Below are 12,481 nucleotides of genomic sequence, written 5' to 3'. Positions count from 1 at the left end.
CAGGCCTGAGCCTAGCGCTGGGCTTCGAAGTTGAGCAGTTTGCTGGCTACGCGGTTGCTGTCGACCTTGTAGCTGCCATCGGCAACCGCTTGCTTCAACTCGGCCACGCGGGCGCTGTTGACAACCGGTTGATCGCGCAGCTTGTCAGTGACTTGTTGCAACTGCTGAGCCTCATTACTGAGGTGTACCGATTCCCCGCTTTGGCTGACCGGTGCGGCCGGAGTCTCCACGGACGCGGACTTGCCGGAGCCATCGGCTTCCTTGCTGGCGCTGGTGCGCGTACTGCCTGTCAGTGACGGGGCGTTATTTAAACGACTGAAATCGATGACCATGATGAAAAAACCTCTGGGTATTTGGACGCTTGCCTTGTTTTCGGCCATACCCGGGGAAACTTTAGGCTCATATGAGAATGAGTCTGCTCGTGTCGGCGGCGCTCCTGTGTGCAGCACAGTTTAGGAAAAGCTGCTGCTTAGCGCCAGTTCTCTATAAGGCGACTTCCACTTGTCCCGGTGCGGTCACTCGCGCCTTGATCACTCGCTGGGAGTTCAGGTTCTTGATACGGATCTGCTCGTTGAGGCCACCGTTGGACAAGGCTTCCCCTGGCATCTTGACCACCAGGCCACCGCTTGTCGCACTGATGACCACCTGATCGCCCTTGCGAACCACCTCGGCCTGCTCCAGATGGACCAGGGTAATGACCTGATCCATGACCATTGGTCGGACAAGTTTTTGTCCAATGGCTTCATCCGTGGTCGTCAGGAAGCCCTGATTGATCAGGCTGATGTCGCGCTCGCGCAGGGCGACATCGCCGGGTTCGATGATGCCGCTGCGTTTGAGCGGGCGCGTGGCGACCACCACATTGCGAAATAGCTTGACCTGGGCCGGTACAAACACGGTCCAGGGCGAGGTACCTTCGCAGCGTACCTTGACCGTAACCCGGCCAATCGGCGTGGCCGGGCTTTCCAGGGTGGCTGTCAATTCCTTGTCGCAGGCGGCCATGCGCAAGCGGGGATCGAGCTGGTTGACTTGGATTTCGTAGCGCCCTTCGGTTTGACTGGTAGCCAGATAGTCTTCTACCGTGAACTCAAGAAAGCCCTGGGTCACGCCGATAAGCTGATCAGGTAGGGTCGCCGACTCAGCATGGGCAGCACCGCCGGGGTTCAGGCTGCATAAAACCGCCAAGACCCAAAGCAATCTGGGGTACTGTGAAGTCAGGCGTCGAAAAAATGTCGTTTGTGCTTTCATAACACTATAAAAAGCAAGGCTCGTGCCGTTTAATGCCGAGTAGGCGTCGGATCATGAAGCTTGGTGAGAGGTGGCTGGCATGGCGGGTGTAATGGATTCGGTGAACCAGCGTACGCAACTGGTCGGGCAGAATCGCCTGGAACTGTTGTTGTTTCGCCTGGACGGCCAGCAGTTGTACGGGATCAACGTCTTCAAGGTGCGAGAGGTGCTGCAGTGCCCCAAGCTGACCCTGATGCCTAAATCCAGCCCAGTGGTCTGTGGCGTGGCGAATATCCGTGGGGCAACCATTCCCATCCTGGATCTGGCGATGGCCACCGGGTCGGGTGGGTTGAAGGATCAAAGTAATCCGTTTGTGATCATTACCGAGTACAACACCAAGACCCAGGGGTTCCTGGTGAAGTCGGTGGAGCGCATCGTCAATATGAACTGGGAGGAGATCCATCCGCCGCCCAAGGGCACCGGGCGTGATCACTACCTGACCGCGGTGACCCGGATCGACAACCAGTTGGTGGAGATCATCGACGTCGAGAAGATCCTCGCCGAGGTATCGCCCACCTCCGAATCCATCTCCCATGGCGTGGTCGATGTCGAGACCCAGGCCCGGGCGGTGTCGATGCGGGTGTTGACGGTGGATGACTCGTCGGTGGCACGCAAGCAGGTCACGCGTTGCCTGCAGACCGTGGGTGTGGAAGTGGTGGCGTTGAACGACGGTCGGCAGGCGCTGGATTACCTGCGCAAGCTGGTCGACGAGGGCAAGAAGCCGGAAGAAGAATTCCTGATGATGATTTCCGACATCGAAATGCCGGAAATGGACGGGTATACCCTCACGGCCGAGATCCGCAACGACCCGCGCATGCAAAAACTTCACATCATCCTGCATACTTCCCTGTCAGGGGTCTTTAATCAGGCAATGGTCAAGAAGGTCGGCGCTGATGACTTCCTGGCCAAGTTCCGTCCCGATGACCTGGCAGCACGGGTGGTCGACCGGATCAAGGCAGCAGAATAAACGACCAGGGACCTCCGTTCCTGGCGGTACCAACGATTGTAGAGGCGGCATCATTTGTCTACGGGTAATTTGGATTTCGAACAGTTCCGGGTCTTCCTGGAAAAGGCCTGTGGCATTCTGCTGGGTGAAAACAAGCAGTACCTGGTTTCCAGCCGTCTCAATAAACTGATGGAGCAGCAGGGGCTCAAATCCCTTGGCGAACTGGTCCAGCGGATCCAGACCCAGCCACGCAGCGGTTTGCGCGAGCAGGTGGTGGATGCCATGACCACCAACGAAACCTTGTGGTTTCGCGACACCTATCCCTTCGAGGTCCTGAAGAACAAGGTGTTGCCGGAAATGATCAAGGCCAGTCCCGGCCAGCGTCTGCGAATCTGGTCGGCGGCGTGTTCGTCGGGGCAGGAGCCCTATTCGATCTCGATGTCGATCGATGAGTTCGAGCGGAGCAACATGGGCCAGTTGAAGGGCGGTGCGCAGATTGTCGCCACTGACTTGTCCGGGCTGATGCTCACCAACTGCAAGAGCGGTGAGTACGACAGCCTGGCGATTGGTCGCGGCCTGTCGCCCGAGCGCCTGCAACGCTTTTTCGACCCCAAGGGGCCGGGACGCTGGGCGGTCAAGGCACCGATCAAGAATCGGGTGGAGTTTCGCTCGTTCAACCTGTTGGACAGCTATGCGAGTCTGGGCAAGTTCGACATCGTATTCTGCCGCAACGTGTTGATCTACTTCTCCGCCGAAGTGAAGAAGGACATTCTGCTGCGTATCCACGGCACCCTGAAGCCGGGCGGCTACCTGTATCTCGGGGCCTCGGAAGCACTGAACGGCTTGCCTGACCATTACCAGATGGTGCAGTGCAGCCCGGGGATCATCTACCAGGCCAAGTAAGCGGCAAGCACAACAAAAAAACGGGAATCCTCAGTGGGTTCCCGTTTTTTTTGCCCGGCGGTTTTGCCGCTTTACCGGCACTCGGCGGAAATGCCTTGCCGCTTTTCTGGCATTGCCGCCCGCCACCTGCTCGCAAGCCCTTGATTTATCAGCATCGAGAAATTGGCATGGGCCTTGCTTTGTCACTTGCAATGAAAAGCCGGTTTCACAAAACCAGGTCAACCCGCTAAAGGTTTCCCGACATGAGCATCAACTTCGATAAAGCGCTCGGCATCCATGAGCAAGCCCTGGCCTTCCGCGCCCAGCGCGCCGAAGTTCTGGCGAACAACATTGCCAACGCCGACACCCCGAACTACAAGGCGCGGGACATGGATTTCTCCTCGGTGCTCGCCGAGCAGAGCGACAAGGTCAAGAACGGCAGCTTTGCGTTGAACACCACCAACAGTCGCCATATCGAAGCCGAGGGCCTGAGCAACGGTGATGCCACGCTGCAGTACCGCACGCCGACGCAGCCATCGCTCGACCAGAACACCGTGGACGCGCAGATCGAGCAATCGAACTATGCGAAGAACTCGGTCGACTTCCAGGCCAGTTTTACCCTGCTGAACGCAAAATTCAAAGGGCTGGTCTCAGCCCTGCGCGGAGAGTAAGTCATGTCCCTGTCCAGCGTTTTCAACATTGCCGGTACCGGCATGAGTGCCCAGACCACTCGCCTGAACACCGTCGCCAGTAACATCGCCAACGCCGAAACCGTCTCGTCGAGCATGGACCAGACCTATCGCGCCCGGCATCCGGTGTTCGCCACCATGTTCCAGAACGGCCAAGGCCAGACGGACAACTCGCTGTTCCAGAACCAGGACGGTGCCGGTGCCGGCGTTCAGGTCATGGGCGTGGTCGAGGATCCCAGCAACCTTGAAGCCCGTTATGAACCGAACCATCCGGCGGCGGACGCCAACGGCTATGTCTATTACCCGAACGTCAACGTGGTTCAGGAAATGGCCGACATGATTTCCGCCAGCCGCTCGTTCCAGACCAATGCGGACATTATGAGCACCGCCAAAACCATGATGCAGAAGGTCCTGACCCTCGGTCAGTGATAAGGGACGATTCCTATGACGGTTTCCAGCACTACGTCGAGCGGCAATACGACACTTGATACGATCGTTGCCAACTCCAAGAAGGCGACTACCGGAAGTACTGATGCGCTGGGCAATGCCATCAGCAGCGCCGCCGGCGGCCAGACCCTGGGCAAGGACGCGTTCCTGCAATTGCTGGTGACCCAGCTGAAGAACCAGGATCCGCTCAACCCCCAGGACAACAGTGCCTTCGTCGCGCAGTTGGCTCAGTTCAGCAGTCTGGAAGGTATCCAGACGCTCAACACCAGTGTGAACAATATTGCTGGCTCCTTCACCTCGTCCCAGGCGCTGCAGGCCTCGTCGATGGTCGGGCGTTCGGTCATCGTGCCGACCACCCAGGCCGTGGTCGATACCAGCAAGACCTTCAGTGGCACGGCGGTGGTGCCGAGTTCTGTCAGTGACGCGACGGTGAAGATCACCGACTCCAGCGGCAAGGTGGTCAGAACCCTGACCCTGGGCTCCGAGCCGGCGGGCAATGCGGCCTTTACCTGGGACGGCAAGGACGATTCCGGCACCTTGCTGGCCAGCGGCACCTACACCTTCAATGCCGCCGCGACGATCAGCGGTACGTCGACGGCGCTCACGACCAACCTGCCGGCTACGGTCAGCAGCGTGACCCTGGGCCAGAACGGCGGCGAAATGATGCTCAACCTGGCGGGCCTGGGCAGTATTGCTCTGTCCAAAGTCCAGACCATTGGCCTGTAAGAGCCGACCAACACGAAGTAAGGAGTGAACCATGTCTTTCAATATCGGTTTGAGCGGTCTCTCTGCGGCCAGCAAGCAACTTGACGTCACCGGCAACAACATTGCCAACGTCAATACCACCGGCTTCAAGTCGTCCCGCGCGGAATTCGCCGACGTGTACTCGGCGACCAAGCTGGGCACCGGCTCCAGGGCCGTCGGTAACGGTGTACGGTTGGCTAACGTGACGCAGAGCTTCGGCAACGGCGGCATGGACAGTACCGGCAACGTGCTGGACATGGGCGTACAGGGCAACGGCTTCTTCGTCCTGAGCAGCAACGGCTCGCTGAGTTACACCCGGGCCGGTACCTTCAAGACCGACAAGGACGGCTACGTCACCAACACCGACGGCACCGCGAAACTGCAAGGCTTTGCCGCCGATGCCAACGGCAACATCATTCCAGGTGTGCTGACCAATCTGCGGATCGACACCTCGAACCTGTCGCCCGAGACCACCACCAAGATCGGCTCGACGATCAATCTCGATTCCAAGTCGACGGCGATTACCATACCGTTCGATGTCACCAATACCGCGAGCTACACCAAGCCGTTCAGCACCACCATCTATGACACTCAGGGCAATGCCCACTCTCTGGACCAGTATGCGGTCAAGACCGGGGCCAATACCTGGAACGTCTATTCGTTAGTTGACGGTCGCAATCCTAATGGCACGGCGGCAACGGTGGGTGGGGCCACCGACCCCGTGCCAGTGCCCGTGGTCTTTGATTCCGCGGGCAAGTTGCAGAGCATCGGCGGCAGTGCCGCCCAGACCAGCATCACTGTTACCGGTTGGGTGCCCGGCAAAGTGACCGCTGGTGTCTGGGCGGCGAACGGTGCGGGCGCCAATGCCGCAGGCATTGCCATCGACTTTTCGAAAACCACCCAGTTCAACGCCGATACCTCTCGTAACAACATCACCAACGATGGTTATGCCACCGGTCAGATCACCGACATCACTATTGACGCTACCGGTGTGATCTCCGCCAACTTCAGTAACCAGCAGCACAAGGCGATCGGCCAGGTGGCCCTGGCCACCTTCACCAACGAGCAGGGCCTGCAGGCGGTCGGTGGTACCAGCTGGAAGGAGACGTTCTCGTCCGGCCAGCCGGCCTTTGACGGCGGTACGGTCGGGACCAATGGTTCGATCCTGTCCGGTTCCCTGGAGGCCTCCAACGTCAATCTGACCAGTGAGCTGGTGGACCTGATCAAGGGCCAGAGCTACTACCAGGCGAACGCCAAGACCATCTCCACCCAGAGCACCATCATGCAGACCATCATCCAGATGGCGTGATGCGGCTTAGCTGAAATCGCTTGGCAAGAAAGCCCCTTGAGTGGGGCTTTTTTGTGCCTGTGGTGTGGCAGGCGGCAGGAGCCGGGCCGCACGCCGGTTTGCTTCAGGCAAAAGAAAACCCCCGCCAGGCCCAGGGCCCGACGGGGGTTTCTCAACCCGCGCGATAAGGCGCGGGTCTCGCTCGGCTTATTGGCAAGCTTCGCAATCCGGCTCGTCGATCGCACAGGCCTTTGGCACTGGCGCCGGACCGGCTGGCGCGGTAGGTGCCGCCAGGACCGAATCGTCGCCGTGGTTGCCGCCGCTGGAAACAGCGTTCAGCTTGCCGGTGTTGATGGTCGACTTCTCGGTGCTGGTCGCGGCCAGGGCACGGAGGTAGTAGGTGGTCTTCAGACCACGGTACCAGGCCATGCGGTAGGTCACGTCGAGCTTCTTGCCCGAAGCGCCGGCGATGTACAGGTTCAGCGACTGCGCCTGGTCGATCCACTTCTGGCGACGGCTGGCGGCATCGACGATCCACTTGGTTTCCACTTCGAACGCGGTCGCATACAGCTCCTTGAGCTCCTGCGGGATACGTTCGATCTGCTGCACGGAACCGTCGTAGTACTTCAGGTCGTTGATCATCACCGAGTCCCACAGGCCACGAGCCTTCAGGTCGTGAACCAGGTACGGGTTGATCACGGTGAATTCGCCCGACAGGTTCGATTTCACATACAGGTTCTGGTAGGTCGGTTCGATCGACTGCGAAACGCCAGTGATGTTGGCGATGGTCGCGGTCGGGGCGATGGCCATGATGTTGGAGTTGCGAATGCCTTTCTGTACACGGGCGCGAACCGGTGCCCAGTCCAGGCTTTCGTTCAGGTCGACATCGATGTACTTCTGGCCACGCGACTCGATCAGGATCTGTTGCGAATCCAGTGGCAGGATGCCCTTGGACCACAGCGAACCCTGGAACGTCTCATAGGCGCCACGTTCGTCGGCCAGGTCGCAGGAGGCCTGGATCGCGTAGTAGCTGACCGCTTCCATGGACTTGTCGGCGAAGTCGACGGCGGCATCCGAACCGTAAGGGATGTGCTGCAGGTACAAGGCGTCCTGGAAGCCCATGATGCCCAGACCGACCGGACGGTGCTTGAAGTTGGAGTTCTTCGCCTGTGGCACCGAGTAGTAGTTGATGTCGATCACGTTGTCGAGCATGCGCACGGCGGTGTTCACGGTGCGTTGCAGCTTGGCGGTGTCCAGCTTGCCGTCCTTGATATGGTTCGGCAGGTTGATCGAACCCAGGTTGCAGACCGCGATCTCGTCCTTGTTGGTGTTCAGGGTGATCTCGGTGCACAGGTTCGAGCTGTGCACCACGCCGACGTGCTGCTGCGGGCTGCGCAGGTTGCACGGGTCCTTGAAGGTCAGCCATGGGTGGCCGGTCTCGAACAGCATGGAGAGCATCTTGCGCCACAGGTCCTTGGCCTGGACGACCTTGAACAACTTGATCTTGTTGTACTCGGTCAGGGCTTCGTAGTACTCGTAGCGTTCTTCGAAGGCCTTGCCGGTCAGGTCGTGCAGGTCCGGCACTTCCGATGGCGAGAACAGGGTCCACTTGCCGTCATCGAAGACGCGCTTCATGAACAGGTCGGGAATCCAGTTGGCGGTGTTCATGTCGTGGGTCCGACGACGGTCATCGCCGGTGTTCTTGCGCAGCTCGATGAACTCTTCAATGTCCATGTGCCAGGTTTCCAGGTAGGCACAGACCGCGCCTTTGCGCTTGCCACCCTGGTTGACCGCCACGGCGGTGTCGTTGACCACTTTGAGGAACGGCACGACGCCCTGGGACTTGCCGTTGGTGCCCTTGATGTACGAGCCCAGCGCGCGCACCGGAGTCCAGTCGTTGCCCAGGCCGCCGGCGAATTTCGACAACATGGCGTTGTCGTGGATCGCGTGGTAGATACCCGACAGGTCGTCCGGCACGGTGGTCAGGTAGCAGCTCGACAGCTGTGGACGCAGGGTCCCGGCGTTGAACAGGGTCGGGGTCGAGGCCATGTAGTCGAAGGACGACAGCAGGTTGTAGAACTCGATGGCACGTTCTTCGCGTTGCTTCTCTTCGATCGCCAGGCCCATGGCCACGCGCATGAAGAAGATCTGCGGCAGTTCGAAACGGATACCGTCCTTGTGGATGAAGTAACGGTCGTACAGGGTCTGCAGGCCCAGGTAGGTGAACTGCTGGTCGCGCTCGTGGTTGATCGCCTTGCCGAGTTTTTCCAGGTCGAATTCGGCCAGCACCGGGTTCAACAGTTCGAACTCGATACCCTTGGCCACATAGGCCGGCAGGGCCTTGGCGTACAGCTCGGCCATCTCGTGGTGGGTGGCGCTGTCGGCCACTTCGAGGAAGCTCAGGCCTTCGGCGCGCAGGGTGTCCATCAGCAGGCGCGCGGTCACGAACGAGTAGTTCGGTTCACGTTCCACCAGGGTCCGGGCGGTCATCACCAGGGCGGTGTTGACGTCTTTCAGGGCTACGCCGTCGTAGAGGTTCTTCAGGGTTTCGCGCTGGATCAGGTCGCCGTCGACTTCTTCCAGGCCTTCGCAGGCTTCGCTGACGATGGTGTTCAGGCGGCCCATGTCCAGCGGCGCGACGCTGCCGTCGACGCGGGTGATGCGGATCGACGGGTGGGCGTTGACCGGCTCTTCGGCCGGTGCGCGGTTGGCGCGCTCCTTGGCCCGCGAATCACGGTAGATCACGTAGTCGCGCGCGACTTTCTGCTCGCCGGCACGCATCAGGGCCAGTTCGACCTGGTCCTGGATTTCCTCGATGTGGATGGTGCCGCCCGAAGGCATGCGCCGCTTGAAGGTCGCGGTGACCTGCTCGGTCAGGCGGGCAACGGTGTCATGGATGCGCGACGAGGCGGCGGCGGTGCCGCCTTCAACTGCGAGGAACGCTTTGGTGATGGCGACGGTGATCTTGTCATCGGTGTAGGGAACGACAGTGCCGTTACGCTTGATCACGCGCAGTTGGCCCGGCGCGGTGGCGGACAGATCCAGATTCGAATCGGCGGCCTGCGGCACGGTGCCTTGCGGGTTCTCGCGAGTTGTGTCGGTTTGCATGGGTGTCTCCACGTTCTCTATGTTTGTTTGGGCACCACGAAGGTGCCCACCGTTCTGTCCTGAAGCACTACAACCGAGCCATGTCGGGCATAACCACTTCAGGACAGCGGAAGGGGGCTGTCGGGCGCCGCTTCCATGCCGAAGTTTTCAATGCCACGGGTCGCTGACCCGAAGCGATATTCCTGGTGGGTGACAGTTTTGTCCTGCAACACCCGTACCGTTTTCCCATGGTGAGAAGGGAAGAATGGTTGCCACCCGCTTATGCGGTTTTGGCTTTCAAATCGGTGTTTAGTTCAACCCCGCGGATGCAAGAAAAGAGCTTGAGTTCCTGACGCGAAATGTGGTTGGGGATTTTGCGTGAAAACCCTACATGTTGGGTTTTTTTGTCGCCGAGCTACAAGATAATGCGTTTTTGGGGGTGATTGCAACGTGCTGCCTGTGGATAAATCTGTGCGTAATTTGTGTATGAAAGCTTGAAAGCGCGTGTAGGCCGCAGCAGGGCGGGATTGCACCGCCCGTCATTGTTTTTTGCCGTCGAAAAGTACTCGCGCGGATTTTTGCGGGCGCGAACCCTATCACAAAATAAGGCCATGACCGAGCCTAAATCCAGGCGTGTGTACGAGGACCTGGTCGTTGCTACAATCGGCCGGCCTTACCTTTTCTATATCCGCCGAAATCATGACAAAAAGACGGGCGGATCCTTTTCAGCGCTGAATATTTCGTACGCAGAGGTCGCCCGTGGAGCAAGCCTGGCAGGTATTAATAGTCGAGGATGACCAGCGTCTGGCCGAACTGACCCGTGAGTACCTGGAGAGCAACGGCTTGCGGGTCTCCATCGAGGGTAATGGCGCCCGGGCCGCCGAGCGGATCATCGGCGAACGACCTGACCTGGTGATTCTCGACCTGATGCTGCCCGGCGAGGATGGCTTGAGCATCTGCCGCAAGGTCCGCGAGCGCTACGACGGGGTGATCCTGATGCTGACCGCGCGCACCGATGACCTCGACCAGATCCAGGGGCTGGACCTGGGCGCCGACGATTATGTCTGCAAGCCGGTGCGCCCGCGCCTGTTGCTGGCGCGTATCCGTGCCCTGCTGCGGCGTGGCGAGCCGCTCCAGGGCGCGGTTGGGGAAAAGGTCCGGCGCCTGCAGTTCGGCCCGCTGCTGATCGACAATGCCTTGCGCGAGGCCTGGTTGGCCGGGGCGGGGATCGAGCTGACCAGCGCCGAGTTCGACCTGCTCTGGCTGTTGGTGGCCAATGCCGGGCGGATCCTGTCTCGCGAAGAAATCTTCACCGCCTTGCGCGGCATCGGCTATGACGGCCAGGACCGTTCCATCGATGTGCGCATTTCGCGTATTCGTCCGAAAATCGGCGATGACCCCGACCACCCACGACTGATCAAGACCATTCGCAGCAAGGGTTATCTCTTTGTCCCCGAAGCCTGCGCAGACCTGCCGTCGTGAACTCGATCTTCCTGCGTATCTACGGTGGCATGTGTGCCGCGCTGGTGCTGGTGGCGCTGCTCGGGGTGCTGGCCCTGCACCTGCTCAATCAGGTGCGCGGCGAGCAGTATCGCGAGCACCTGGCTCATGGCACCTTCTCGCTGATGGCCGACAACCTGCGGCCGATGAATGAAATCGAGCGGCGCCGGGCCCTGGCGGTATGGGAGCGATTGTTGGGCATTCCGCTGGCCTTGCAGGCACTGGCCGATGTGCACCTGGATCTCGGCCAGCGGACCCGGGTGTTGCGGGGCCAGGCCCTGGTGGAGCAGACCGGGCCTTATGCGGCGACAATCTATCGGCTGGTCGGCGACCCGGAACAGCTTGTGCTGACGGGTGAGGTCCAGCAGATCAGCGAACAGTTGGCCCGGGCGACGATCTACCTGTTGGCCGATGAGCTGGTTCGCTACCCCGATGCCGAGCAGCCCGGACGCCTGGCGGCGCTCAAGCGCGACAAGGGATTCGGCTTCGACATGAAGCTGGTCACCCTGGACCAGGCCGATATGGATGAAGACCAGCGCCGACGGATTGCCGAGGGCGACACGGTCATGGCCCTGGGCAAGGGTGGTGATTCGATCCGGGTGTTCGCCGGCCTGTCGGGGACGCCTTGGGTCCTGGAAATCGGCCCGCTGTATCAGATGAACCCCTATCCGGCGCAATGGCTGGTGTTGATTGCCGTGCTCGGGTTGAGCCTGATTGGCCTGATCGTCTATCTGCTGGTGCGCCAGTTGGAGCGGCGTTTGCGCGGGTTGGAGTCGGCGGCCACGCGGCTGGCCCAGGGCAGTCTGGAAACCCGCGTGCCGGCCGGTGGCGCGGACTCCATCGGACGCCTGGCCGCGGCATTCAATGGCATGGCCGAGCATCTGCAGCGTTCGCTGATGATCCAGCGCGAGCTGGTCCGGGCGGTCTCCCACGAGCTGCGCACACCAGTGGCGCGTCTGCGTTTCGGTCTGGAAATGATTGGCGATGCGCAGACGCCCGAGGCGCGGCACAAGTACATGGAGGGCATGGATGGCGATATCCAGGATCTCGACCGGCTGGTGGACGAGATGTTGACCTATGCCCGCCTGGAGCAGGGCAGCCCGGCGTTGAATTTCCAACGGATCGACCTTAGCGCCCTGATCGACCAGGTGATCGGCGAACTGGCGCCGTTGCGAGTGGAGGTGCGGGTAACGCGCGGGCTGTGTTTTCCGCCGACCGCCGCCGGGGACGAGGTGTGGGTCGAGGCCGAGCCGCGTTATCTGCATCGGGCCTTGCAGAACCTGGTGAGCAACGCGATGCGGCATGCGCAGTCCCTGGTCAGCATCAGTTACCAGGTTGGGCCGTCGCGCTGCCGGGTGGATGTCGAGGACGACGGTCCGGGTGTGCCGGAAACGGCCTGGGATCGGATCTTCACGCCGTTCATGCGCCTGGATGACAGTCGGACCCGGGCTTCGGGTGGGCATGGCCTGGGCTTGTCCATCGTGCGCCGGATCATTCACTGGCATGAGGGGCGGGCGCTGATCGGCAAGAGCCAGTTGCTGGGCGGGGCATGCTTCAGCCTGAGCTGGCCGAGATCTCAGGACAAGTCCTGAGTCAAGGTGTGCCGGCTTGCCG

The 12,481-nt window shown here is 60.5% G+C and carries 11 protein-coding genes; 8 read left to right on the top strand and 3 right to left on the bottom strand.

Annotated features, from left to right (window positions below; translation table 11 throughout):
* Positions 1–11 precede the first annotated feature (11 nt).
* Positions 12–332 carry a flagellar biosynthesis anti-sigma factor FlgM gene (flgM, locus tag PFEN_RS12940; RefSeq protein ID WP_191487482.1) on the bottom strand — a complete coding sequence of 107 codons (321 nt, stop codon included), beginning with the start codon at positions 330–332 and terminating at the stop codon, positions 12–14.
* A gap of 151 nt (positions 333–483) precedes the next feature.
* Positions 484–1,245: a flagellar basal body P-ring formation chaperone FlgA gene (flgA, locus tag PFEN_RS12935; RefSeq protein WP_191487218.1), complete on the bottom strand. Its 762-nt coding sequence runs from the start codon at positions 1,243–1,245 to the stop codon at positions 484–486.
* A gap of 79 nt (positions 1,246–1,324) precedes the next feature.
* Here flgA and PFEN_RS12930 point away from each other — a divergent pair, with 79 nt between their 5' ends.
* From PFEN_RS12930 to flgE, 6 genes are all read left to right on the top strand, one after another.
* Entirely contained in the window at positions 1,325–2,251 is a 927-nt protein-coding gene (locus PFEN_RS12930; protein ID WP_191487217.1) for a chemotaxis protein CheV, read from the top strand.
* A gap of 54 nt (positions 2,252–2,305) precedes the next feature.
* On the top strand, positions 2,306–3,133 hold the full coding sequence (cheR, locus tag PFEN_RS12925; protein ID WP_191487216.1) for a protein-glutamate O-methyltransferase CheR: 828 nt from the start codon (positions 2,306–2,308) through the stop codon (positions 3,131–3,133).
* 242 nt (positions 3,134–3,375) lie between these two features.
* Positions 3,376–3,783: a flagellar basal body rod protein FlgB gene (gene flgB, locus PFEN_RS12920; RefSeq protein WP_191487215.1), complete on the top strand. Its 408-nt coding sequence runs from the start codon at positions 3,376–3,378 to the stop codon at positions 3,781–3,783.
* A gap of 3 nt (positions 3,784–3,786) precedes the next feature.
* Positions 3,787–4,230, top strand: a complete 444-nt coding sequence (gene flgC, locus PFEN_RS12915) for a flagellar basal body rod protein FlgC (RefSeq protein ID WP_191487214.1) — start codon at positions 3,787–3,789, stop codon at positions 4,228–4,230.
* 15 nt (positions 4,231–4,245) lie between these two features.
* Complete coding sequence (gene flgD, locus PFEN_RS12910; RefSeq protein WP_191487213.1) at positions 4,246–4,974, top strand: flagellar hook assembly protein FlgD; 729 nt, start codon at positions 4,246–4,248, stop codon at positions 4,972–4,974.
* A 31-nt stretch (positions 4,975–5,005) separates the two neighbouring features.
* Positions 5,006–6,301 (top strand): flagellar hook protein FlgE, encoded by a 1,296-nt coding sequence (gene flgE, locus PFEN_RS12905; RefSeq protein WP_191487212.1) that lies wholly within the window; start codon positions 5,006–5,008, stop codon positions 6,299–6,301.
* A 186-nt stretch (positions 6,302–6,487) separates the two neighbouring features.
* Here the strand turns inward: flgE and PFEN_RS12900 are convergent, their stop codons facing one another.
* Complete coding sequence (locus PFEN_RS12900) at positions 6,488–9,388, bottom strand: ribonucleoside-diphosphate reductase subunit alpha (protein WP_191487211.1); 2,901 nt, start codon at positions 9,386–9,388, stop codon at positions 6,488–6,490.
* 738 nt (positions 9,389–10,126) lie between these two features.
* On the opposite strand from PFEN_RS12900, the gene PFEN_RS12895 reads away from it, so the two are divergent.
* Both PFEN_RS12895 and PFEN_RS12890 read left to right on the top strand, forming a co-directional pair.
* A complete protein-coding gene (locus PFEN_RS12895) occupies positions 10,127–10,849 on the top strand; it encodes a response regulator (RefSeq protein WP_191487210.1) in 723 nt (240 codons plus the stop codon).
* Entirely contained in the window at positions 10,846–12,459 is a 1,614-nt protein-coding gene (locus tag PFEN_RS12890; RefSeq protein WP_191487209.1) for an ATP-binding protein, read from the top strand. Before PFEN_RS12895 ends, PFEN_RS12890 begins: the two co-directional genes overlap by 4 nt.
* Positions 12,460–12,481 lie beyond the last annotated feature (22 nt).

The sequence above is a fragment of the Pseudomonas sp. FEN genome (assembly GCF_904067045.1).
Taxonomy (GTDB): domain Bacteria; phylum Pseudomonadota; class Gammaproteobacteria; order Pseudomonadales; family Pseudomonadaceae; genus Aquipseudomonas.
Note: the sequence above shows the minus strand (reverse complement) of the source record. Positions and strands in the feature narration are given on the sequence as shown.